Origin of the sequence: Bradyrhizobium sp. BR13661 (assembly GCF_029892425.1) — a bacterium.
Taxonomy (GTDB): domain Bacteria; phylum Pseudomonadota; class Alphaproteobacteria; order Rhizobiales; family Xanthobacteraceae; genus Bradyrhizobium.
Map to the genome: position 1 here is coordinate 180,472 of NZ_JARXWB010000005.1, position 20,229 is coordinate 200,700.

Here is a 20,229-nt window from a genome sequence, read left to right on the forward strand (position 1 = left end):
CCGGGAGCGGCACGCCGCTCCCGGAGATTTTCCCAATGGTAACCAATCGGGAACGTACTTGCCAAACCGGAGCCAGCGCGACAGTTAGAGCGGCAGGCGAACACGCCATCTGATGGAGACAAGCCATGAAGGCCGTCGGCTACAAGAAGTCGCTTCCGATCGAGGATCAGGACGCACTGATCGATTTCGAAACCGCCAAGCCCGAGCCGAAGGGACGCGACATCCGCGTCGCGGTGAAGGCGATCTCGGCCAACCCGGTCGACTACAAGGTACGCAAGCGCGCCGCGCCCCCCGAGGGCGAGACCAAGATTTTGGGCTATGACGCCGCCGGCGTGGTCGATGCCGTCGGGCCCGAGGTCACGCTGTTCAAGCCGGGCGACGAGGTATTTTACGCGGGCTCAATCCTGCGCCAGGGCACCAATTCCGAATTCCACCTGGTCGACGAGCGCATTGTCGGCAACAAGCCGAAATCGCTCTCCTTTGCGCAGGCCGCAGCCCTTCCCCTCACCTCGATCACGGCCTGGGAATTGCTGTTCGATCGGCTCAGTGCCGTGCCCGGCAAGAGCGTTGATCCGCGCACGCTGCTGATCACCGGCGGCGCCGGCGGTGTGGGCTCGATCCTGATCCAGCTCGCGCGCCGCCTCACTGGCCTCACTGTCGTTGCAACCGCGACGCGCCCCGAATCGCAAAAATGGTGCCTCGATCTCGGCGCGCATGCGGTGATCGACCACGGCAAGCCGATGAAGGAGCAGATCGAAAAGCTCAAGCTGCCGCCGGTCGCGCTGGTGGCGAGCCTCACCTTCACCGATCAGCACTACAAGAGCATTGCCGAGTTCATGGCACCGCAGGGCAAGTTCGGCCTGATCGACGATCCCCCTGAGTTCGCCATGAGCACGTTCAAGGGCAAGGCGATCTCGGTGCACTGGGAATCGATGTTCACGCGCTCCTCATTCCAGACGCCTGATATGATCGCGCAGCATCATCTGCTGGGCGACGTCGCCGACCTCATCGACAAGGGCGTGCTGCGTACCACGCTCGACCAGACTTTTGGCACGATCAACGCGGCCAACCTCAAGCGCGCGCATGCACTGCTCGAGAGCGGCAAGTCGCGCGGCAAGATCGTGCTGGAGGGCTGGTAGGCAACGATCTCGTAGGGTGGGCAAAGGCGCGCTTGCGCCGTGCCCACCTTCTCGTAATGACGGCGAGAGATGGTGGGCACGCCGCGCTTTGCCCACCCTACGATTCCACGACTATTTCACTATCCCGGACAGAGCCGACAACAGCCTGTCGATCTGCTCATCCGAGCCCACGGTGATCCGCAAATAGTCCGAGATGCGCGGCGCCGTAAAGTGGCGGACGATCACCGCCTGCTCGCGCAGCGCCGCCGCAAGCGCGGCCCCCCGATGCGCTGGATGGCGCGCGAACACGAAGTTCGCCAGAGACGGCAGCACCTCGAAGCCAGCGCCCTTCAGTCCGCGGGTCAGCCGCTCCCTGCCCGCGATCACGCGAACGCGGCTCTGCTGGAAATAGGCTTCGTCCTCGATGGAGGCGATCGCACCGGCCTGGGCAGGCCGGCCGAGCGGATATGAATTGAAGCTGTCCTTCACCCGCGTCAGCGCATCGACAAGATCGGCATCACCGATCGCATATCCGATCCGCAGTCCGGCCAGCGCGCGCGACTTGGACATGGTCTGCACGACCAGCAGATTTCGGTGCGAAGCAACCAGCGGAATCGCGGTCTCGGCACCAAAATCGACATAGGCCTCGTCGATAACAACCGGCGCATCCGGATGCTCGTCCAGCAATGCCTCGATCTCGGCGCGCGACAGCGCGATCCCCGTCGGCGCGTTCGGATTGGGAATGATGATCGCGCCAGCCGGCCGACGATAATCGGCAACGCGAATGTGCATGGCCTGATCGAGCGGCACGGTCTCGTAGGCGATGCCGAACAGGCGGCAATAGACCGGATAGAAGCTGTACGTGATATCGGGAAACAGCAGCGGCGCATCATGCTTGAGCAAGGCGACGAAGGCGTGCGCGAGCACCTCGTCGGAGCCATTGCCGACGAACACCTGCTCGGGTTTCACACCGTGATAGGCGGCCAGGCTCGCCCGCAATGCCGTCGCCTGCGGATCCGGATAAAGACGCAGCGTATCGGCGGCCGCCTCGCGGATCGCCTCCAGCGCACGTGGCGACGGGCCGAGCGGGTTCTCGTTGGTGTTCAGCTTGACCAGATCCGCCATGCGAGGCTGTTCGCCCGGCACGTAGGGTTTCAGATCATGCGTCAAGCTGCTCCAGAAGCGGCTCATCTTTCCTCCCCCTCACGCGGACGCGTCGCCCGTTCGACGAAGCCTTTTGCAAGCGCGTGATAGATACCCTCCTCGCAGACCATCCGCGAGATGAAATGCGCGATCAGCGCGGCCGTCATCAACGGCACGACCATGCCGTGATTGTCGGTCATCTCGGTCACGATCACGAAAGCGGTGATCGGCGCCTGCACGACGCCGGCGAAATACGAGACCATGCCGAGCAGCATGATGGCGCCGAGCGGCGCGTCATGGAAGAACGAGGCGATGTTGCTGCCGATGCCAGCACCAACGGCAAGCGATGGCGAGAAGATGCCGCCCGGTATGCCGCTGATCGCGGCAAAGGTGGTGGCCAGCAGCTTGAGCACGCCGAAGTCAGGCGGCAGCGATGAGCCACGCTCCAGCGCCGTCTTCACCTGCTCATAGCCCGTGCCATAGATCGTATCGCCCGATACCAGGCCACAGATCGCGACAGCGAGACCGCAGGCACATGCGAACCAGAGCGGATGGCCCTTGATTGCGCGTCCGAGCGGGTTCTTGAAACCGCGCGCCATCGCGATGACGACGCGGCTGAACAAGCCGCCGGCGAAGCCGCCGACCACGCCACAGAGCGGCACGGCCAGCCAGTCAGTGCCACGCGAAAGCGACATCGCGCTGCTGCCGAAATAGGCGTAGTTGCCGGCCAGTGCGAGCGACGTCAGGCCGGCCGCAATGACGGCGGCAATGATGAGGCTCGATGTGCGGGTCTCGAACGCGCGGCTCATCTCCTCGATGCCGAAGACGATGCCCGCAAGCGGCGTGTTGAAGGCCGCGGCGACGCCGGCGGCCGCACCCGCGAGGATCAATCCAGGCTGGCGGCGCGGCGAGACACGACCGAGCGCGAACATGATGGAGGCGCCGACCTGAACGGTCGGCCCTTCCCGCCCCACGGAGCCGCCGCACAGCAACCCGAACAGCGTGAGGATCATCTTGCCGATCGCGATCCGGATCGAGACCAGGCTCTCGCGCGCCGCCTGGTCGGTCAGATGTCGCGCGGCAATCGCCTGCGGAATGCCGCTTCCTTGCGCGTTTGGAAACAGGCGAATCGTCAGATAGGCCGACAGCATGAAGCCAAGCGGCGTCACCGCCAGCACGGCATAGCGCGACCCGGCCAGGAGGAGCGCAAAGACGTGCTGCGCCAGATCAGCGAGCTGCGCCAGCGCCACCGCCGCAGCGCCGACGCCGATCCCGCCAAGCACAAAGATCGCCCGCCGCTGCCATCGCGCGGATGTCAGTCTGAACAGACGCTTGTGGCGGGTCGAGAGGGGCCAGAGCATGGAGCCCCGTTTTAGCCAGTCCCGCGACGAATGAAAGGGGGCGCAGGAGCGGAGCAGCTAGGCCCGGAACCTCGCTCCCGACGCCCGGTCGCAGCTTATGCGATGGTGTTGACGATACCGCCTTCGGCCCGCAGCGCCGCACCATTGGTCGCGGACGCCTCCTTCGAGGCGACGTAGACCACCATGTTGGCGATCTCGTCGACGCTGGCAAAGCGCTGGATCAGCGAGCTCGGGCGATGCTGCTTGACGAAATTGGCGGCGGCTTCATCCACCGACTGTCCGTTCTGTTTCGCGAGATCCTTCACGAAGGTCTCGACACCCTCCGACATGGTCGGGCCAGGCAGCACTGAATTCACGGTGACGGCGGTGCCCTGGGTAAGCTGCGCGAGGCCGCGCGCGATTGCCAGCTGCGCCGTCTTGCTCATGCCGTAGTGGATCATCTCGGCGGGAATGTTGAGCCCGGATTCAGAGGAGATGAAGACGATGCGGCCCCAGTTGCGCTTGAGCATGCCCTTCATGTAGGCACGCGACAGCCGCACGCCGCTCATCACATTGACCTCGAAGAAGCGGCTCCAGTCCTCGTCCGGAATCTCGAAAAAGCCCTTGGGCTCGAAGATGCCGGCATTGTTGATGAGGATGTCGACCTCAGGCAGCGCTGCAACGAGCGCATTGCAGCCCGCGGCCGTGGAGACGTCGGCGGCGATGCCGCGGACCTTGGCACCGGTTGCTTCCAGCTTGCGCACGGCGGCATCGACTTTGTCCTGGCCGCGCCCGTTGATGACGACGCTGGCGCCGGAGGCAGCAAGGCCTTTTGCGATGGCGTGGCCGATGCCGGCAGTCGAGCCGGTCACGAGGGCGGTCTTTCCGGAAAGGTCGATCTTCATCAGTCAATCTCCATTGCTATTGACGGAGATATCGTGCGCTGCACAAGCAGCTTCAATCGTGCATCACCGACGCGTGACGAGCTAGCTGCGCGGCGGTAGCGTCCGGACAAACGCGACGATGGCATCGAGATCCTGGGCCGTCATGGTGGCGTAGCCAGCATAGGCCATCGGCGGCTTGAGCTTGCGACCATCACGTGCGACGCCTTGCGTAATCGCACGTTTGATTTCGTCGTCGCTCCACTGCCCGAGGCCCGCCGCGGGATCCGACGTGATGTTGGGCGAGACGGATTCACCCCACGGCCCCTTGAACGTGCGGCCACCCTTGCCGCTGGCGCCGGCGAAATCGTGCACCACGGACGGGCCTTCCGGCGTGTGACATTCCAGGCAATGGGCGATGGTCAGGAGATAGCGGCCGCGGGCGAGCTTGTCGGCGAGCTCCGTCTCGGTTGCCTGCGTGCCGGCATAGGTCGGCATCTCCACCTTCAGTGTGATCCTGTATTCCGGCGCCGGCGTCTCGTGGTGCACCGACGGCACGGAGCGCAAGTAAGCCGTGAGCGCATCGAGATCGCGCGCTGTGAGCACCGTGTAGAAGATGGTCGGCATGATCGGCGCAACGGCGGATCCGTTCGGCCTGATGCCGCTGACGAGGAAATGCTTCAGCTCCGCTTCGCTCCAGGCGCCGATGCCGGCGTCCTTGTCCGGCGTGATATTGGATGCGGTGACCTTGAAGGCGGGCTCGTCGAATGTCTGCCCGCCCGAGAGCATGCGCGTCATCTCCAGGCCCTGCGGCCCGCGCGGCGTGTGGCAGTTGTTGCAGACCATCACGCTGTTCACGAGATAGGCGCCGCGCTCGACAAGCGTCTCGGCGGAAACCGGCGACAGCAGCAACGCCAGCGCGATCCCAAAGGCCAACCTCATCGAAGCCCCCAATCAAAGTGCTTTTGTTGAAATCATCGTGCGCAGCATGAGAAATGGCTGCCGGATACAAAAAAGCGGCACCCAGGGGCGCCGCTTTTGAAACACTATGCGATTTGGCTTACGCCGCCTCGGCGTCCTTGGCCTGCACCGGACCGGAGTCCTGGCCCTTGGCATCGACGTCGCGGTCGACGAACTCGATCACGGCCATCGCGGCGTTGTCGCCGTAGCGGAAGCCGGCCTTGATGATACGGGTGTAGCCGCCCTGACGATCCTTGTAGCGGGGCGCCAGCACGTCGAACAGCTTCTTGACCTGATCCTTGTCGCGCATCTCGGAGATGGCCTGGCGACGCAGGGACAGGCCGCCCTTCTTGCCGAGGGTGACGAGCTTCTCGACAATCGGACGAAGCTCCTTGGCCTTGGGCAGCGTGGTGACAATCTGCTCGTGCTTGATCAGCGCGGCCGCCATGTTGGCGAACATCGCGCGGCGATGCTCGGCCGTGCGGTTGAGCTTCCGATGAACCTTGCCGTGACGCATGTGTTTAGTCCTTACTTAAAACTGCCGCGACGGTTCGTCGGACATGTTGCTCAGGTGGGCTGCCTGCGTTCGCCCGCGAAAGCACGACGCGCTTTCGCTTCTTAGTTCGAGCATGATCTAGTCGGAAAACCGCTTCGCACTTCTCCGGATCATGCTTGAAAAATCGTGGCCGGATGATTCCGGCCACGACGGTAGAAATGCTCAGTAGTGATCTTCGAAGCGCTTGGCGAGCTCGTCGATGTTCTCCGGCGGCCAGCCCGGCACTTCCATGCCGAGGTGCAGACCCATCTGGGCCAGCACTTCCTTGATCTCGTTCAGCGACTTGCGGCCGAAGTTCGGGGTGCGGAGCATTTCCGCTTCGCTCTTCTGCACGAGGTCGCCGATGTAGACGATGTTGTCGTTCTTCAAGCAGTTGGCCGAACGCACCGACAGTTCGAGCTCGTCCACCTTCTTGAGGAAGGCCGGGTTGAAGGCGAGGTCCGGGATGATCTCCTGGGCGACTTCCTTGCGCGGCTCCTCGAAGTTGACGAACACGTTGAGCTGATCCTGCAGGATGCGGGCGGCGTAAGCCACCGAGTCATCCGGCGAGATCGCGCCGTTGGTCTCGATCGTCATGGTCAGCTTGTCGTAGTCGAGAATCTGGCCCTCGCGGGTGTTCTCGACCTTGTAGGAGACCTTGCGGACCGGCGAGTACAGGCTGTCGACCGGGATCAGGCCGATCGGCGCGTCCTCGGGACGGTTGCGCTCTGCGGGCACGTAGCCCTTGCCGGTGGAGACCGTGAACTCCATGCGGATCTCGGCGCCCTCGTCGAGCGTGCAGATCTGGAGGTCCGGGTTGAGCACGGTGACGTCGCCGACGGTCTGGATATCGCCGGCGGTGACGGTGCCCGGGCCCTGCTTCTTCACGACCATGCGCTTGGGGCCTTCGCCCTGCATCTTGATCGCGATGTCCTTGATGTTCAGCACGATGTCGGTGACGTCCTCACGGACGCCAGCGATCGAGGAGAACTCGTGCAGCACGCCGTCGATGTGCACCGACTGCACCGCCGCGCCCTGGAGCGAGGAGAGCAGGATGCGGCGCAGCGCGTTGCCGAGCGTCTGGCCGAAACCGCGCTCGAGCGGCTCGGCAACGATGGTCGCAAAACGCGAGGGGTCGCTGCCGGGCTGAACCTGGAGCTTGTTCGGCCGAATCAGTTCTTGCCAATTTTTCTGGATCGTCACTGTTTCACCCATACAGGCCAGTCGATTTGAAAATTCAAACACTGGCGTTGGAGAAAGGCCGCAGACCAAACCCGCGGCTTCTTAAAAAAAAGCATCGCGGGCGACAGAGCGCCCGCAACTTCGTATTAGACGCGCCGACGCTTGCGCGGACGGCAACCGTTGTGCGGGATCGTGGTCACGTCGCGGATCGAGGTGACGGTGAAGCCCGCAGCCTGCAGCGCGCGCAGCGCCGACTCACGGCCCGAACCGGGACCGGCCACTTCGACTTCCAGCGTGCGCATGCCGTGTTCCTGCGCCTTCTTCGACACGTCTTCGGCGGCGACCTGAGCAGCATACGGGGTCGACTTGCGCGAGCCCTTGAAGCCCATCGTACCGGCGGAAGACCAGGCAATGGTGTTGCCCTGCGCGTCGGTGATGGTGATGGTCGTGTTGTTGAAGGACGAGTTCACGTGCGCGACGCCGGAGGCGATGTTCTTGCGCTCACGACGACGAACGCGGGTGGCTTCCTTGCCCATAGAGTACCTTTCCTAGAGATCTCAAACGCCGCCGTAATGCCAGCGGCTACACCTGATGGAACGAAAGGCGCGTGGCGAAAGGGCTTCCCCTATCGCCACACGCCGCGATTGGATTCGAAAACTTACTTCTTCTTGCCGGCGATGGCCTTGGCCGGGCCCTTGCGCGTACGCGCGTTGGTGTGGGTCCGCTGACCACGCACCGGCAGACCGCGACGATGACGCAGGCCGCGATAGCAGCCGAGGTCCATCAGACGCTTGATGTTGATACCGACTTCACGACGCAGATCACCCTCGACGAGATAGTCGCGGTCGATCACTTCGCGGATCTGGAGCACTTCGGCGTCGCTCAGCTGATTGACGCGACGATCCTCGGGGATCTTCACCTTTTCGAGGATCTCACCAGCAATCTTCTGGCCGATGCCATGGATGTACTGGAGCGCGATCAGCACGCGCTTGTTGGTCGGAATGTTCACGCCGGCAATACGGGCCACGGCCTTCTCTCCTGTTGCCGATCCCTCGTCAGGAATCGGGCTTTAAGTGCTTATGTTTCTCGGGCAGGTGTTCACAAACGCGAACACGACGCCCACCCCTGGTCTTCCTGGGGCCCGGCATCGTTTGAAACTATCCGACTTGGATGCGGGGCTTATTAAGGGATTCAGGGGGCTTTCGTCAACCGCCGCTAGCGCTTGGCTCGCTTTTTCGTGACCTTTTTTGGACCCTTCCTCAAAGCTTTTTTGACGGCCTTTTTGGCGGTCTTTTTGACCGCTTTCTTGGCAGTTTTTTTGGCTGTCTTCTTGGCCGCCTTCTTGGCGCCCTTTACGGTCTTTTTGGCCGATTTGGCAGGCTTTTTAGCCGTTTTCGCCGGCTTTTTGGCTGCCTTGGCCTTCTTAGCCCCCTTCTTGGCGGGCACCGCGTTGGCCGCGCTGCGGGCATGGGTCTTCGGTTCCACCGCACCCAGCGCCAGCAGCTGGCGGTGGATGGCGCGGGTGACCTCGTCGATAGCCATCATGCCGTCGATGGTCGAGAGCTTCCGACGCTCGGAATAGTAGTGAATCAGCGGCTCGGTCTGGCTGCGGTAGCTGGCCAACCGCTTGGTCAGGACCTCCGGGGTGTCGTCAAGGCGGACCTCTTCCCCGCGCTCCCGCATCTGGGCGACGCGGGTCTCGACGCGACTCAGCAGCGCGCTCTCGTTGACGCGGAGCTCAATCACGGCATCGAGCTTGAGGTGCTTGTGCCGCAACAGCTCATCCAGCGCCTCGGCCTGCGGCACGGTGCGCGGGAAACCGTCGAGGATGAAACCGTTCTTGGCGTCGGGCTGGTCAATGCGGTCGGAGATGATCCCCACCACGACCTCGTCGGGCACGAGCCCGCCGCTGGCCATGATCTCCTTGGCCTTCAGCCCGACCGGCGTTCCGGCCGCAACCGCTGCACGCAACATCTCGCCGGTCGAGAGCTGGACGATGCCATAGCGCTCCACCAGCAGCTGCGCCTGGGTCCCCTTGCCCGATCCTGGTGGTCCCAGAAGTATAATTCTCATCGGCGTACGCCCCCCGGATTGGTGAGCGATACGTCGCGCACCGGTGTTTGAAAGTTCAGTAACAGTGCAAATCATAATCAGCGCCGCACCGCTACCCATATCATAGGGGAGCAAATGCCCGGACGCCAAGACGGCTTTGAAATCAGTGATTGCGCTGCGTCGAGAGCAGCTCGGGCGGTGCGACCGAACGGTTGTTGATCGCCTTCCGCGGGCGCCGCGCGTCGCTAGCGCGGCGAATCGGCGGCGCGACCGCGCCGCCTTTGAGAGGACGCCGTGTCTTAGCGGCGGCGGCCGCGCAGCTTCGACTTGCGGATCAGGCCTTCATACTGGTGGGCCAGCAGATAGCCCTGCACCTGCGCCACCGTGTCCATGGTGACACTGACGACGATCAGCAGCGAGGTGCCGCCGAAGTAGAACGGCACCGAGGCGTAGGAGATCAGGATTTCCGGGATCAAGCAGACGATCGCCAGATAAATCGCACCGAGCACGGTGACGCGCGACAGTACGTAGTCGATATATTCCGCGGTGCGCTCGCCCGGGCGGATGCCGGGGATAAAGCCGCCGTGCTTCTTCAGATTGTCCGCGGTCTCGGTCGGGTTGAACACGATCGCGGTGTAGAAGAAGGCGAAGAACACGATCAGCGCGAGATACAGGATCAGAAACAACGGACGGCCGTGGCCGAGCTGGGTGGTGATCCACTGGAACCATTCCGGCCCCTTGCCCGCATTGAAGTTTGCAACCGTGGTCGGCAGCAGCAGCAGCGAGGACGCGAAGATCGGCGGGATCACGCCCGAGGTGTTGAGCTTGAGCGGCAGATGCGAGGATTGCCCCTCGAACATCTTGTTGCCGACCTGGCGCTTCGGATACTGGATCAGCAGCCGGCGCTGGGCACGCTCCATGAACACGATGAAGGCGATCACGGCGACCGCCATCACGATCACGACCAGGATCAGGCCGGTCGACATCGCACCCTGACGGCCGAGCTCGAGCATGTTGGCGAGTGCTGCGGGCAGCTCGGCGACGATGCCGGAGAGAATGATCAGCGAGATGCCGTTGCCGATGCCGCGCGAGGTGATCTGCTCGCCCAGCCACATCAGGAACATGGTGCCGCCGGTCAGCGTGATCGCGGTGGAGAGACGGAAGAACATGCCGGGGTCGCTGACCACATTGCCGGCGCCTTCGAGGCCGACCGCAATGCCGTAGGACTGGAACGCGGCCAGGATCACCGTGAGGTAGCGGGTGTACTGGTTCAGCGTCTTGCGGCCCGCCTCGCCTTCCTTCTTCAGCGCCTCGAGCTGCGGCGAGACGGTGGTGAGGAGCTGGATGATGATCGAGGCCGAGATGTACGGCATGATGTTCAGCGCGAAGATCGCCATGCGGTGGATGCCACCGCCGGCGAACATGTTGAACATGCCGAGGATGCCGCCTGCCTGCGACTTGAACACCTGCTCCCAGATGTTGGGATCGATGCCCGGCAGCGGGATGTAGGTGCCGAGCCGATAAACGAGCAGCGCACCCAGGGTGAACCAGATGCGCTTCTTCAGTTCGTCGGCTTTGGCAAACGCGCCGAAATTGAGGTTGGCTGCCAGTTGTTCCGCTGCAGAGGCCATATTGGACTTTCTCCCGCCGCCTTTTGCGCCGTCATACCCGCGGCCGGGCTACTTTAGCGGACGCCGGACATTATCTGGCGCTTCGGCTTCGATAAGTCCATCGTCCCGCATGCGAAAAGGCCCGCGAGCCGCGGGCCAATGACGCAGTTGTTACGCCGCCTCGCCTTCTTCCTTCGCAGGGGCAAGGATCTTCACCGAACCACCGGCCTTCTCGACCGCTTCGATCGCGGACTTGGTGGCACCGTGGACTTCGATGTTCAGCTTGGCCTTGAGCTCGCCGCGGCCGAGCAGCCGCAGGCCGGCCTTGGCGCGACGCAGCACGCCGGCCTTCACCAGGGCCTCGACATTCACGACGGCGCCAGCCTCGAGCTTCTTGGCATCGACCGCATCCTGGAGCCGGTCGAGATTGATCTCGGCGAACTCGACGCGGAAGATGTTGTTGAAGCCGCGCTTGGGCAGACGGCGATGCAACGGCATCTGACCGCCTTCGAAACCCTTGATGCGCACGCCCGAACGCGCGGTCTGACCCTTGCCTCCGCGGCCGGACTGCTTGCCCTTGCCCGAACCGATGCCACGGCCGACGCGCATGCGCTTCTTGCGCGAGCCGGCGTTGTCGGCGATATCGCTGAGCTTCATCGCCCTGCTCCTTATTACTTCTCGCCGACGATGCGGACGAGATGGTGAACCTTTTCGATCATGCCGCGCACGGCCGGGGTGTCCGGCAGTTCGCTGACGCGGCCGATCTTGTTGAGCTTGAGCCCGATCAGCGTCGAGCGCTGCGAGTGATGGCGGCGGATCGCGCTGCCGGTCTGCTCGAGCTTGATCGTCTTTGCGGACTTAGCGGTGTCCTTGGCCATCGTGGTCTACTCCGAAAAGCGTTGGTTAGTCCGCAGCCGCCTCGGCATCGCCGCCGATGCGACGACCCTGGAGGGTGGAGACCTTAATATTGCGGCGCGCCGCGACCGAACGCGGTGAGTCCTGATGCTTCAGCGCATCGAAGGTCGCGCGAACCATGTTGTACGGGTTCGACGAGCCGATCGACTTCGCGACCACGTCCTGGACGCCGAGCGTCTCGAACACGGCGCGCATCGGACCGCCGGCGATGATGCCGGTACCGGCGGGAGCTGCACGCAGGTAGACACGGCCCGCGCCGTGACGGCCGGCGATGTCGTGATGCAGGGTGCGGCCCTCGCGCAGCGACACGCGGGTCAGGTTGCGCTTGGCGGACTCGGTGGCCTTGCGGATCGCCTCAGGCACTTCGCGCGCCTTGCCGTGACCGAAGCCGGCGCGGCCCTTCTGGTCACCGATCACGACCAGCGCTGCGAAACCGAAGCGCTTACCGCCCTTGACGACCTTGGCCACGCGATTGATGTGGACGAGCTTGTCGACGAACTCGCTGTCGCGCTCCTCGCGCTCCTTGCGTTCACGTCCGCCGCCGCGTTGATCGCGTCCACCACGTTGTTCGCGTTCTGCCATTTTTCCAATCCTTCAGAGGCTTGCGCCTCAATCCTCAAATTCTGTTAGAAGCTCAGCCCGCTCTCACGCGCAGCGTCGGCCAGTGCCTTGACGCGCCCGTGGTAGAGGTAGCTGCCGCGATCGAACACGACTTCCTTGACGCCCTTCTCGGCGGCGCGTTCGGCCAGCAGCTTGCCGACCGCCTTCGCTGCATCGATGTCGGCGCCGGTCTTGCCGCCGTCGCGCATCGACTTCTCGAGCGACGAGGCAGAGGCCAGCGTCTCGCCCTTCAGGTCGTCGATGACCTGGGCGTAGATGTGCTTGGACGAGCGGAACACCGACAGACGCGGGCGGCCAGCACCGGAGCGGCGCAGCTTCAGCCGCACACTCCGCTTGCGCCGGGCATTTGTAACCTTGGCTTTGGACATGACCGGCTCCGTTACTTCTTCTTGCCTTCCTTGCGGAAGATGAATTCGCCAACATACTTCACGCCCTTGCCCTTGTAGGGCTCCGGCGGGCGATAAGAGCGGATCTCCGCGGCGACCTGGCCGACGCGCTGGATATCGCTGCCCGTCACCGTGATCTCGGTCGGCTTCGGCACGGTGATCGTGATCCCTTCCGGGATCGCGTAGACCACGTCGTGGCTGTAGCCGAGCGCGAGCTGCAGGTTCTTGCCCTGCATCGCGGCGCGGTAACCGACGCCGGTGATTTCGAGCTTCTTCTCGAAGCCCTTGGTGACGCCTTCGACCAGATTCGCGACCTGGGCGCGAGCGGTACCGTACAGCGCCCGCGCGCGGTTGGTCTCGACCCGCGGGTTCACCTTGACCTGGCCGTTCTCGAGCTTCACCTCGACGTCGTCATGGACGACGAACTGAAGCTGGCCCTTCGGCCCCTTCATCTTGACGGTCTGCCCGTCAACGGTCGCGGTCACACCGGACGGCACCGCAACAGGCCTTTTGCCAACACGTGACATGGATCAAAAATCCTTCTCAGAACACCGTGAAGAGGACTTCACCGCCCACGTTCGCTTCACGCGCACTGTGGTCGGCCATGATCCCCTTCGGCGTCGACAACACCGAAATACCGAGTCCGTTATTGACCCGCGGCAGGTTCTTCACCGAGGCGTAAACGCGACGCCCGGGCTTGGAAACACGTTCGATCTCGCGGATGACGGGCTCGCCGTCGAAGTACTTCAGCTCGATCTCGATCTCGCTGCGGCCCGAGGAATGCTCGAGCGTGGCGTAACCGCGGATGTAGCCCTCGCTCTTGAGCACTTCGAGGACGTTCTCGCGCATCTTCGAGCCAGGCGTGGAGACCTTGCTCTTGGCGCGCATCTGCGCGTTGCGGATGCGGGTGATCAGATCGCTGATTGGATCGTGCGTAGACATTTAAACGACCCTCCTTACCAGCTCGACTTCACGAGGCCCGGGACCATGCCCTTGGAGCCAAGGTCGCGCAGCGCGATACGGGACAGCTTGTTCTTGCGATAGTTCGAGCGCGGGCGGCCCGACAGCTCGCAGCGCAGACGGATGCGGGTGGCCGACGAATTGCGCGGCATTTCCGCCAGCTTCAGGGTGGCGGCGAACCGCTCCTCCATCGGCAGCGTCTTGTCGGCGATGATCGCCTTCAACCGCTCGCGCTTCGGGGCGGCGTTCTTCACCATCCGCTTGCGCCGGTTGTTCTTCTCGACTGAACTCTTCTTTGCCATGCTTGGCTCCTGGGTATCCGCGTTTGAGAGGCTTTAGGTTCAGCGTCTCACTGCCGGAACGGGAAATTGAAAGCGGTCAACAAGGCCCTCGCCTCTTCGTCGGTCTTGGCCGTGGTGCAGACGGTGATGTCCATACCGCGGGCTTCCGTGACCTTGTCGAAGTCGATCTCGGGGAAAATGATGTGCTCCTTGATGCCGAGCGAGTAGTTGCCGCGGCCGTCAAAGCTCTTCGGGTTCAGGCCGCGGAAGTCGCGGACGCGCGGCAGCGCGACCGTCACCAGGCGATCGATGAACTCGTACATGCGGGCCTTGCGCAGCGTGACCTTGCAGCCGATCGGCTGGTTCTCACGCAGCTTGAAGGTCGCGATGGCGATGCGCGAATAGGTCACGATCGCCTTCTGGCCGGCGATCTGGGTCAGCTCGGCAGCGGCGGTCTCGGCCTTCTTGCGGTCGTTGACGCTGTCGCCAACGCCCATGTTCAGCACGACCTTGTCCAGGCGCGGAACCTGCATCACGTTCTCATAACCGAACTTCTCGGTCATGGCCGTGCGGATCTTCGCGTCGTATTCCGCGCGCAGGCGCGGGGTGTAAGCGGCCTCAGCCATCGATCTCAGCTCCCGAGCTCTTGGCGATGCGGACCTTCTTGCCGTCCGCCAGAATCTTGAATCCGACGCGGGTCGGCTTTCCATCCTTGCCGACGAACGCGATGTTGGACAGTTGGATCGGCGACTCCTTCGAGATGATGCCGCCCTCCTGGGCCTGCGTCTGCTTCTGGTGACGCTTGACCATGTTGATGCCGCGCACGAGCGCCGTACCGGCGTCGGGGCGAACCTCAAACACTTCGCCGGTGCGACCCTTGTCGCGGCCGGTCAGCACGACGACCTTGTCGCCCTTGCGGATCTTCGCAGCCATCACAGCACCTCCGGCGCGAGCGAAATGATCTTCATGTGGTTCTTGGCGCGCAGCTCGCGCGGCACGGGCCCGAAGATACGGGTGCCGACCGGCTCGGACTGATTGTTGATCAGAACGGCGGCGTTGCGGTCGAAGCGGATGACCGAACCGTCAGCGCGGCGGATGTCCTTGCGGACACGCACCACGACGGCCTTCATCACGTCGCCCTTCTTCACCTTGCCACGCGGAATGGCTTCCTTGATCGAGACGACGATGATGTCGCCGATCGTGGCGTAGCGGCGCTTGGAGCCTCCGAGCACCTTGATACACATGACACGGCGTGCGCCAGAATTATCGGCCACGTCGAGGTTGGTCTGCATCTGAATCATTGATGCACCTCGTCCTCTTTCTCTTTGCGCCAGCCTAGCCGGCGCTCAACATTTCCCTGAAGTCAGTCGGCCAAATGAATGGCCAAGGCCAACAGATCAGGCGCTTTTCTTGTGTTCGCCCCGGATCACGATCCAGCACTTCAACTTCGAAATCGGCTTGGTCTCTTCGATCCAGACCATGTCGCCCGGCTTGAACTCGTTGTTCTCGTCGTGCGCGTGGTAGTTCTTCGAACGGCGGATCGTCTTCTTGTAGATCGGATGCGTGAAGCGGCGATCGACGCGCACCACGACAGTCTTGGCAGTCTTGTCGCTGACGACCACGCCTTGCAAAGTACGTTTCGGCATATCCGTTAGCCCCTTACTTCTTCTTCGCGCGCGCTTGCGCGGCGACGGTCTTGATCCGGGCGATGTCGCGGCGAGCCTCGCGCAGGCGCGAGGTGTTCTCGAGCTGCCCGGTGGCACGCTGGAAGCGCAGGTTGAAGCGCTCCTTCTTCAGGTTCAGGACGGCGTCGTCCTGCTGGTCGGGGCTCATCGCGCGGATGTCTTCGATCTTCATCTGGGCCATGGCCATTACTCCGCAATGCGCTCGACGAAGCGCGTCTTGATCGGCAGCTTGGCGGCCGCCAGGGTCAGCGCTTCACGCGCCGTCTGGGTGTTGACGCCGTCGATCTCGAACAGCACCCGACCCGGCTTGACGCGGGCGACCCACAATTCCGGCGAACCCTTGCCGGAGCCCATGCGGACTTCGGCCGGCTTCTTCGACACCGGAACGTCGGGGAACACGCGGATCCAGACGCGGCCGGCGCGCTTCATGTGGCGGGTCAGCGCGCGGCGAGCGGCTTCGATCTGGCGCGCGGTGACGCGCTCAGGCTCGGTCGCCTTCAGGCCGAACTGGCCGAACGCCAACGTCGCGCCCGAAGTCGCAACGCCGTGAATGCGGCCCTTATGCGCCTTCCGGAACTTCGTTTTCTTAGGTTGCATCATGGCTTTAAGCCCTCAAATTCCTGTGCTGGATCAGGCTGAAGCGTTGTCGCGGCGCCCACGGCCGCCACGATCACCACTGCCGCCCGTCTCGCCCTCGGCCATTCTCTTGTCCTGGGCCATCGGATCGTGCTCGAGGATCTCACCCTTGAAGATCCAGACCTTGACGCCGCAGGTGCCGAAGGTCGTGAACGCGGTCGCAACGCCGTAGTCGATGTCGGCGCGCAGCGTGTGCAGCGGCACGCGACCTTCGCGGTACCACTCCATGCGCGCGATTTCCGCACCGCCCAGACGACCCGAGCAGTTGATGCGGATGCCTTCCGCGCCGAGACGCATCGCCGACTGAACGGCGCGCTTCATGGCGCGGCGGAACGCCACGCGGCGCTCGAGCTGCTGCGCGATCGACTCGGCCACCAGCGTCGCATCGAGCTCCGGCTTGCGGATTTCGACGATGTTGATGACGACGTCGGACGAGGTGATGTCCGCGACCTTCTTGCGAAGCTTGTCGATGTCGGCGCCCTTCTTGCCGATCACCACGCCCGGACGAGCCGAGTGGATGGTGACGCGGCACTTCTTGTGCGGACGCTCGATCACGATGCGGGCGACAGCCGCCTGCTTGAGCTCCTTGTGCAGGATCTCGCGGATCTTGACGTCCTCGTGCAACAGCTTGCCGTATTCCTGCTTGCCGGCGAACCAGCGGGAATCCCAGGTCCGGTTGATGCCGAGACGCAGACCGATCGGATTGATCTTTTGACCCATCGTTTTCTCCTGCGACCCTTAGGCCGCTGCTGCTTCGGCTTCGACCTGACGAACAATGATCGTCAGCTGCGAAAATGGTTTGTAGACACGGCCCGAGCGGCCACGGCCGCGGGCGGCAAAGCGCTTCATCACGAGGCCGTTGCCGACGAAGGCCTGCGCCACGACGAGATCATCGACGTCGAGGTCGTGGTTGTTCTCGGCGTTGGCGATAGCCGATTCCAGGCACTTCTTCACGTCGACCGCGATCCGCTTGCGCGAGAACTGCAGGTCGGCGAGCGCAGCGGAAGCCTTCCGGCCGCGAATGAGCTGGGCGACCAGGTTGAGCTTCTGCGGGCTCACCCGCAGCATCCGGGCGACCGCCTTGGCCTCGTTCTCGGCGAGGCTCCGTTCGCGCTTAGGTTTGCTCATCGTTTAATCCTCAAGCCTTCTTGGCTTTCTTGTCGCCGGAGTGGCCATGGAAGGTCCGGGTCGGCGAGAACTCGCCGAACTTGTGACCGACCATTTCCTCGTTGACGGCCACCGGCACGTGCTTCTGACCGTTGTAGACGCCGAAGGTCAGGCCGACGAACTGCGGCAGGATGGTCGAGCGACGGCTCCAGATCTTGATGACGTCGTGACGGCCGGACGCGCGCGCGGCATCTGCCTTCTTGAGCAGAGAACCCTCGACGAACGGGCCTTTCCAGACTGAACGAACCATGTCCGTCGTTCCTTACTTCTTCCGCTTGTGGCGGCTTAGGAGAATGAATTTGTTGGTCGACTTGTTGCTGCGGGTCTTCTTGCCCTTGGTCGGCTTGCCCCACGGGGTGACCGGGTGGCGACCGCCCGAGGTACGACCTTCACCACCGCCGTGCGGATGGTCGATCGGGTTCATCGAAACACCGCGGTTATGCGGCTTGCGGCCCAGCCAACGGTTGCGGCCGGCCTTGCCGATCGAGGTGTTCATGTGATCCGGGTTCGATACCGCGCCGATCGTACCGCGGCAACGGCCGTGCACCAGGCGCTGCTCACCCGAGTTGAGGCGGATGATGACGTAATCCTGGTCGCGGCCGACGAGCTGGGCATAGGTGCCAGCGGAACGGGCGAGCTGGCCGCCCTTCCCGATCTTGACCTCGATGTTGTGGATGATCGTGCCGACCGGCATGTTGCCGAGCGGCATGACGTTGCCCGGCTTCACGTCGACGTAGTTGCCGGCAACCACGGAGTCGCCGACCGCCAGGCGCTGCGGCGCCAGGATATAGGCCTGGGTGCCGTCTTCGTACTTGACCAGCGCGATGAACGCGGTGCGGTTCGGATCGTATTCCAGCCGCTCGACGGTCGCGGGCGCATCAACCTTGTCGCGCTTGAAGTCGACGATACGCAAGGTCTGCTTGTGACCGCCGCCGCGGAAGCGCACGGTGATGCGACCGGTGTTGTTGCGACCGCCCGAGGAGTGTTTACCTTCGGTGAGCGCCTTGACCGGCTTGCCCTTGTAGAGCGCCGAACGATCGACCATGACCAGCTGGCGCTGGCCCGGCGTCGTGGGATTGAATGTCTTCAGTGCCATCGTCGTACGACCTTACAGACCGGTGGTGACGTCGATCCGGTGGCCCTCTTCGAGGGTCACGATCGCGCGCTTGGTGTTCGACTGCGAGCCGAGATTGCCGCGGAAGACCTTGGTCTTGCCCTTGCGGACCAGCGTGTTGACGCTCTTGACCTTGACGTCAAACAGCTTCTCGATCGCTTCCTTGATCTGCGGCTTGGTCGCCTTCGCGGCCACCTTGAACAGAACCTTGTTGTGCTCGGACGCCAGCGTCGCCTTTTCGGTGACGACCGGAGCGACGATCACGTCGTAGTGGCGAGCCTCGATGTTCTTCGTCATTTGAAGCGCGCCTCCAGCGCATCGATGGCGGCCTTGGTCAGAACGAGCTTCTGACGGCGCAGGATGTCATAGACGTTGATGCCCTGGATCGGCAGCACGTCCATGTTCGGGATGTTGCGGGCCGCAGCGGCAAAGCCGTTATTGAGCTCGGCGCCATCGATGATCAGCGCATTGGTGAGCCCCAGACCCGAGAAGTGACCGAGCAGCGCCTTGGTCTTGGCGGCTTCCAGCGCCGCCTTGTCGATCACGAGCAGGTCGCCGTCCTTGGCCTTGGCCGAGAGCGCATGCTTGAGAGCGAGCGCACGGACCTTCTTCGGCAGGTCGGTGGCGTGCGAACGCACCACCGGACCGAAGGCACGACCGCCGCCGCGGAACTGCGGCACGCGGGCCGAGCCGTGACGAGCACCGCCGGTGCCCTTCTGCTTGTACATCTTCTTGCCGGTGCGCCAGATCTCGGCGCGACCCTTGGCCTTGTGCGTGCCGGCCTGGCGCTTGTTGAGCTGCCACTGCACGCAACGTGCAATGATGTCCTGGCGCGGCTCGAGGCCGAAAATGGCGTCGGACAGCTGGACGGAGCCCGCTTCCTTGCCCTCGAGGGTGGTGACCTTCAATTCCATCTCACGCACCCTCTTGCTGGGCCGCAGCCTCGGCTTCGCCGCCCGCAACCTTGAACTTGCCGGGCTTCGGAGCTTCCTTCGGCAGCGGCTTCTTGACGGCGTCGCGCACGCGGATCCAGCCGCCCTTGGAGCCGGGAACGGCGCCTTCGACGAGGATCAGGCCACGCTCGACGTCGAGCTGAACGACGCGGAGGTTGAGCGTGGTGATGCGGTCGACACCCATGTGGCCGGGCATCTTCTTGTTCTTCCAGGTCTTGCCGGGATCCTGACGGCCACCGGTCGAACCGATCGAACGGTGCGAGACCGACACGCCGTGGGTGGCGCGCAGACCGCCGAAGTTCCAGCGCTTCATACCGCCGGCGAAGCCCTTACCGACCGAGGTGCCAGTGACGTCGACGAACTGGCCGACGACGAAGTGGTCGGCCAGGATCTCGGCGCCCACGGGGATCATGGCATCCGCGGACACGCGGAACTCCTCGACCTGCCGCTTCGGCTCTACCTTGGCGACCGCGAACTGGCCGCGCTCTGCCTTGGGCATGTACACGGTCTTGCGGCTGCCAGAACCAAGCTGGAGCGCAACGTAACCGTTCTTCTCTTCAGTGCGGTGGCCTACGACCTGGCAATTGCCGAGCTTCAGCACGGTCACGGGGATATGTTCGCCGGCCTCCGTAAAGACCCGCGTCATCCCGACCTTTTGTGCGATCACTCCGGAGCGCATCGGCGTGCTTC

General features: G+C 63.5%; 31 protein-coding genes. 1 reads left to right on the plus strand and 30 read right to left on the minus strand.

From position 1 onward, the window contains the following. Nucleotides 1–125 precede the first annotated feature (125 nt). On the plus strand, nucleotides 126–1,139 hold the full coding sequence (locus M2427_RS10515) for a zinc-binding alcohol dehydrogenase family protein (RefSeq protein ID WP_280706215.1): 1,014 nt from the start codon (nucleotides 126–128) through the stop codon (nucleotides 1,137–1,139). Between the two features lie 111 nt (nucleotides 1,140–1,250). On the opposite strand, the gene hisC is transcribed toward M2427_RS10515, so the two are convergent. The 30 genes from hisC to rplC form a co-directional block, all read right to left on the minus strand. Next, nucleotides 1,251–2,309: a histidinol-phosphate transaminase gene (gene hisC / locus M2427_RS10520; protein WP_280706216.1), complete on the minus strand. Its 1,059-nt coding sequence runs from the start codon at nucleotides 2,307–2,309 to the stop codon at nucleotides 1,251–1,253. Next, the gene (locus tag M2427_RS10525) at nucleotides 2,306–3,622 is read right to left on the minus strand and encodes a chloride channel protein (protein WP_280706217.1); all 1,317 of its coding nucleotides are present in this window, start codon (nucleotides 3,620–3,622) and stop codon (nucleotides 2,306–2,308) included. The genes hisC and M2427_RS10525 overlap by 4 nt, the downstream gene beginning before the upstream one ends. Nucleotides 3,623–3,717: 95 nt before the next feature. Continuing rightward, complete coding sequence (locus M2427_RS10530) at nucleotides 3,718–4,506, minus strand: SDR family oxidoreductase (RefSeq protein ID WP_280706218.1); 789 nt, start codon at nucleotides 4,504–4,506, stop codon at nucleotides 3,718–3,720. An 81-nt stretch (nucleotides 4,507–4,587) separates the two neighbouring features. After that, entirely contained in the window at nucleotides 4,588–5,424 is an 837-nt protein-coding gene (locus tag M2427_RS10535; protein ID WP_280706219.1) for a c-type cytochrome, read from the minus strand. A 118-nt stretch (nucleotides 5,425–5,542) separates the two neighbouring features. Beyond that, on the minus strand, nucleotides 5,543–5,959 hold the full coding sequence (gene rplQ / locus M2427_RS10540) for a 50S ribosomal protein L17 (protein WP_280706221.1): 417 nt from the start codon (nucleotides 5,957–5,959) through the stop codon (nucleotides 5,543–5,545). Nucleotides 5,960–6,160: 201 nt separating this feature from the next. Beyond that, the gene (locus M2427_RS10545; protein WP_254132177.1) at nucleotides 6,161–7,192 is read right to left on the minus strand and encodes a DNA-directed RNA polymerase subunit alpha; all 1,032 of its coding nucleotides are present in this window, start codon (nucleotides 7,190–7,192) and stop codon (nucleotides 6,161–6,163) included. Nucleotides 7,193–7,305: 113 nt separating this feature from the next. Beyond that, a complete protein-coding gene (gene rpsK / locus M2427_RS10550; RefSeq protein ID WP_007603045.1) occupies nucleotides 7,306–7,695 on the minus strand; it encodes a 30S ribosomal protein S11 in 390 nt (129 codons plus the stop codon). A 122-nt stretch (nucleotides 7,696–7,817) separates the two neighbouring features. Then, complete coding sequence (rpsM, locus tag M2427_RS10555; RefSeq protein WP_014494511.1) at nucleotides 7,818–8,186, minus strand: 30S ribosomal protein S13; 369 nt, start codon at nucleotides 8,184–8,186, stop codon at nucleotides 7,818–7,820. A 188-nt stretch (nucleotides 8,187–8,374) separates the two neighbouring features. Then, nucleotides 8,375–9,232 carry an adenylate kinase gene (locus tag M2427_RS10560; protein ID WP_280706426.1) on the minus strand — a complete coding sequence of 286 codons (858 nt, stop codon included), beginning with the start codon at nucleotides 9,230–9,232 and terminating at the stop codon, nucleotides 8,375–8,377. A gap of 278 nt (nucleotides 9,233–9,510) precedes the next feature. Then, the gene (gene secY / locus M2427_RS10565; protein WP_280706222.1) at nucleotides 9,511–10,842 is read right to left on the minus strand and encodes a preprotein translocase subunit SecY; all 1,332 of its coding nucleotides are present in this window, start codon (nucleotides 10,840–10,842) and stop codon (nucleotides 9,511–9,513) included. A gap of 150 nt (nucleotides 10,843–10,992) precedes the next feature. Next, complete coding sequence (gene rplO, locus M2427_RS10570) at nucleotides 10,993–11,478, minus strand: 50S ribosomal protein L15 (RefSeq protein WP_280706223.1); 486 nt, start codon at nucleotides 11,476–11,478, stop codon at nucleotides 10,993–10,995. A gap of 14 nt (nucleotides 11,479–11,492) precedes the next feature. After that, the gene (gene rpmD / locus M2427_RS10575) at nucleotides 11,493–11,699 is read right to left on the minus strand and encodes a 50S ribosomal protein L30 (protein WP_280706225.1); all 207 of its coding nucleotides are present in this window, start codon (nucleotides 11,697–11,699) and stop codon (nucleotides 11,493–11,495) included. 25 nt (nucleotides 11,700–11,724) lie between these two features. Then, nucleotides 11,725–12,318, minus strand: coding sequence for a 30S ribosomal protein S5 (gene rpsE / locus M2427_RS10580; protein ID WP_057745465.1), 594 nt, complete (start codon nucleotides 12,316–12,318; stop codon nucleotides 11,725–11,727). Nucleotides 12,319–12,362: 44 nt separating this feature from the next. Further along, nucleotides 12,363–12,725, minus strand: coding sequence for a 50S ribosomal protein L18 (gene rplR, locus M2427_RS10585; RefSeq protein WP_027535305.1), 363 nt, complete (start codon nucleotides 12,723–12,725; stop codon nucleotides 12,363–12,365). 11 nt (nucleotides 12,726–12,736) lie between these two features. After that, nucleotides 12,737–13,270, minus strand: a complete 534-nt coding sequence (rplF, locus tag M2427_RS10590) for a 50S ribosomal protein L6 (protein WP_027549201.1) — start codon at nucleotides 13,268–13,270, stop codon at nucleotides 12,737–12,739. Between the two features lie 16 nt (nucleotides 13,271–13,286). Continuing rightward, entirely contained in the window at nucleotides 13,287–13,685 is a 399-nt protein-coding gene (gene rpsH, locus M2427_RS10595; RefSeq protein WP_027535303.1) for a 30S ribosomal protein S8, read from the minus strand. Between the two features lie 14 nt (nucleotides 13,686–13,699). Further along, nucleotides 13,700–14,005 carry a 30S ribosomal protein S14 gene (rpsN, locus tag M2427_RS10600; protein WP_057745473.1) on the minus strand — a complete coding sequence of 102 codons (306 nt, stop codon included), beginning with the start codon at nucleotides 14,003–14,005 and terminating at the stop codon, nucleotides 13,700–13,702. Nucleotides 14,006–14,052: 47 nt separating this feature from the next. Next, nucleotides 14,053–14,610 carry a 50S ribosomal protein L5 gene (gene rplE, locus M2427_RS10605; protein ID WP_011088141.1) on the minus strand — a complete coding sequence of 186 codons (558 nt, stop codon included), beginning with the start codon at nucleotides 14,608–14,610 and terminating at the stop codon, nucleotides 14,053–14,055. After that, nucleotides 14,603–14,917 carry a 50S ribosomal protein L24 gene (gene rplX / locus M2427_RS10610; RefSeq protein WP_063982583.1) on the minus strand — a complete coding sequence of 105 codons (315 nt, stop codon included), beginning with the start codon at nucleotides 14,915–14,917 and terminating at the stop codon, nucleotides 14,603–14,605. The genes rplE and rplX overlap by 8 nt, the downstream gene beginning before the upstream one ends. Continuing rightward, nucleotides 14,917–15,285: a 50S ribosomal protein L14 gene (rplN, locus tag M2427_RS10615; RefSeq protein ID WP_007603030.1), complete on the minus strand. Its 369-nt coding sequence runs from the start codon at nucleotides 15,283–15,285 to the stop codon at nucleotides 14,917–14,919. The genes rplX and rplN overlap by 1 nt, the downstream gene beginning before the upstream one ends. Before the next feature lie 96 nt (nucleotides 15,286–15,381). Next, nucleotides 15,382–15,630 carry a 30S ribosomal protein S17 gene (gene rpsQ / locus M2427_RS10620; RefSeq protein WP_057745481.1) on the minus strand — a complete coding sequence of 83 codons (249 nt, stop codon included), beginning with the start codon at nucleotides 15,628–15,630 and terminating at the stop codon, nucleotides 15,382–15,384. 13 nt (nucleotides 15,631–15,643) lie between these two features. Then, nucleotides 15,644–15,850, minus strand: a complete 207-nt coding sequence (gene rpmC, locus M2427_RS10625) for a 50S ribosomal protein L29 (RefSeq protein WP_027535297.1) — start codon at nucleotides 15,848–15,850, stop codon at nucleotides 15,644–15,646. A gap of 5 nt (nucleotides 15,851–15,855) precedes the next feature. Next, a complete protein-coding gene (gene rplP / locus M2427_RS10630; protein ID WP_027535296.1) occupies nucleotides 15,856–16,269 on the minus strand; it encodes a 50S ribosomal protein L16 in 414 nt (137 codons plus the stop codon). A gap of 30 nt (nucleotides 16,270–16,299) precedes the next feature. Then, on the minus strand, nucleotides 16,300–17,025 hold the full coding sequence (gene rpsC, locus M2427_RS10635; RefSeq protein WP_280706227.1) for a 30S ribosomal protein S3: 726 nt from the start codon (nucleotides 17,023–17,025) through the stop codon (nucleotides 16,300–16,302). Nucleotides 17,026–17,043: 18 nt separating this feature from the next. Next, nucleotides 17,044–17,433 carry a 50S ribosomal protein L22 gene (gene rplV / locus M2427_RS10640; protein WP_057745488.1) on the minus strand — a complete coding sequence of 130 codons (390 nt, stop codon included), beginning with the start codon at nucleotides 17,431–17,433 and terminating at the stop codon, nucleotides 17,044–17,046. Nucleotides 17,434–17,443: 10 nt separating this feature from the next. Further along, nucleotides 17,444–17,722 (minus strand): 30S ribosomal protein S19, encoded by a 279-nt coding sequence (gene rpsS / locus M2427_RS10645; RefSeq protein ID WP_008136357.1) that lies wholly within the window; start codon nucleotides 17,720–17,722, stop codon nucleotides 17,444–17,446. Nucleotides 17,723–17,734: 12 nt separating this feature from the next. Continuing rightward, complete coding sequence (gene rplB, locus M2427_RS10650) at nucleotides 17,735–18,568, minus strand: 50S ribosomal protein L2 (protein WP_011088148.1); 834 nt, start codon at nucleotides 18,566–18,568, stop codon at nucleotides 17,735–17,737. A 12-nt stretch (nucleotides 18,569–18,580) separates the two neighbouring features. After that, complete coding sequence (locus M2427_RS10655; RefSeq protein ID WP_027535292.1) at nucleotides 18,581–18,883, minus strand: 50S ribosomal protein L23; 303 nt, start codon at nucleotides 18,881–18,883, stop codon at nucleotides 18,581–18,583. Further along, the gene (gene rplD / locus M2427_RS10660) at nucleotides 18,880–19,500 is read right to left on the minus strand and encodes a 50S ribosomal protein L4 (protein WP_011088150.1); all 621 of its coding nucleotides are present in this window, start codon (nucleotides 19,498–19,500) and stop codon (nucleotides 18,880–18,882) included. The genes M2427_RS10655 and rplD overlap by 4 nt, the downstream gene beginning before the upstream one ends. Before the next feature lies 1 nt (nucleotide 19,501). After that, complete coding sequence (gene rplC, locus M2427_RS10665) at nucleotides 19,502–20,218, minus strand: 50S ribosomal protein L3 (protein WP_128951221.1); 717 nt, start codon at nucleotides 20,216–20,218, stop codon at nucleotides 19,502–19,504. Nucleotides 20,219–20,229 lie beyond the last annotated feature (11 nt).

Coding starts and splice junctions, on each gene's coding strand:
- M2427_RS10515 (WP_280706215.1), top strand. CDS start 126: ATGAAGGCCGTCGGCTACAAGAAGTCGCTTCCGATCGAGGATCAGGAC.
- hisC (WP_280706216.1), bottom strand. CDS start 2,309: ATGAGCCGCTTCTGGAGCAGCTTGACGCATGATCTGAAACCCTACGTG.
- M2427_RS10525 (WP_280706217.1), bottom strand. CDS start 3,622: ATGCTCTGGCCCCTCTCGACCCGCCACAAGCGTCTGTTCAGACTGACA.
- M2427_RS10530 (WP_280706218.1), bottom strand. CDS start 4,506: ATGAAGATCGACCTTTCCGGAAAGACCGCCCTCGTGACCGGCTCGACT.
- M2427_RS10535 (WP_280706219.1), bottom strand. CDS start 5,424: ATGAGGTTGGCCTTTGGGATCGCGCTGGCGTTGCTGCTGTCGCCGGTT.
- rplQ (WP_280706221.1), bottom strand. CDS start 5,959: ATGCGTCACGGCAAGGTTCATCGGAAGCTCAACCGCACGGCCGAGCAT.
- M2427_RS10545 (WP_254132177.1), bottom strand. CDS start 7,192: ATGGGTGAAACAGTGACGATCCAGAAAAATTGGCAAGAACTGATTCGG.
- rpsK (WP_007603045.1), bottom strand. CDS start 7,695: ATGGGCAAGGAAGCCACCCGCGTTCGTCGTCGTGAGCGCAAGAACATC.
- M2427_RS10560 (WP_280706426.1), bottom strand. CDS start 9,232: ATGAGAATTATACTTCTGGGACCACCAGGATCGGGCAAGGGGACCCAG.
- secY (WP_280706222.1), bottom strand. CDS start 10,842: ATGGCCTCTGCAGCGGAACAACTGGCAGCCAACCTCAATTTCGGCGCG.
- rplO (WP_280706223.1), bottom strand. CDS start 11,478: ATGAAGCTCAGCGATATCGCCGACAACGCCGGCTCGCGCAAGAAGCGC.
- rpmD (WP_280706225.1), bottom strand. CDS start 11,699: ATGGCCAAGGACACCGCTAAGTCCGCAAAGACGATCAAGCTCGAGCAG.
- rpsE (WP_057745465.1), bottom strand. CDS start 12,318: ATGGCAGAACGCGAACAACGTGGTGGACGCGATCAACGCGGCGGCGGA.
- rplR (WP_027535305.1), bottom strand. CDS start 12,725: ATGTCCAAAGCCAAGGTTACAAATGCCCGGCGCAAGCGGAGTGTGCGG.
- rplF (WP_027549201.1), bottom strand. CDS start 13,270: ATGTCACGTGTTGGCAAAAGGCCTGTTGCGGTGCCGTCCGGTGTGACC.
- rpsH (WP_027535303.1), bottom strand. CDS start 13,685: ATGTCTACGCACGATCCAATCAGCGATCTGATCACCCGCATCCGCAAC.
- rpsN (WP_057745473.1), bottom strand. CDS start 14,005: ATGGCAAAGAAGAGTTCAGTCGAGAAGAACAACCGGCGCAAGCGGATG.
- rplE (WP_011088141.1), bottom strand. CDS start 14,610: ATGGCTGAGGCCGCTTACACCCCGCGCCTGCGCGCGGAATACGACGCG.
- rplX (WP_063982583.1), bottom strand. CDS start 14,917: ATGGCTGCGAAGATCCGCAAGGGCGACAAGGTCGTCGTGCTGACCGGC.
- rplN (WP_007603030.1), bottom strand. CDS start 15,285: ATGATTCAGATGCAGACCAACCTCGACGTGGCCGATAATTCTGGCGCA.
- rpsQ (WP_057745481.1), bottom strand. CDS start 15,630: ATGCCGAAACGTACTTTGCAAGGCGTGGTCGTCAGCGACAAGACTGCC.
- rpmC (WP_027535297.1), bottom strand. CDS start 15,850: ATGGCCCAGATGAAGATCGAAGACATCCGCGCGATGAGCCCCGACCAG.
- rplP (WP_027535296.1), bottom strand. CDS start 16,269: ATGATGCAACCTAAGAAAACGAAGTTCCGGAAGGCGCATAAGGGCCGC.
- rpsC (WP_280706227.1), bottom strand. CDS start 17,025: ATGGGTCAAAAGATCAATCCGATCGGTCTGCGTCTCGGCATCAACCGG.
- rplV (WP_057745488.1), bottom strand. CDS start 17,433: ATGAGCAAACCTAAGCGCGAACGGAGCCTCGCCGAGAACGAGGCCAAG.
- rpsS (WP_008136357.1), bottom strand. CDS start 17,722: ATGGTTCGTTCAGTCTGGAAAGGCCCGTTCGTCGAGGGTTCTCTGCTC.
- rplB (WP_011088148.1), bottom strand. CDS start 18,568: ATGGCACTGAAGACATTCAATCCCACGACGCCGGGCCAGCGCCAGCTG.
- M2427_RS10655 (WP_027535292.1), bottom strand. CDS start 18,883: ATGACGAAGAACATCGAGGCTCGCCACTACGACGTGATCGTCGCTCCG.
- rplD (WP_011088150.1), bottom strand. CDS start 19,500: ATGGAATTGAAGGTCACCACCCTCGAGGGCAAGGAAGCGGGCTCCGTC.
- rplC (WP_128951221.1), bottom strand. CDS start 20,218: ATGCGCTCCGGAGTGATCGCACAAAAGGTCGGGATGACGCGGGTCTTT.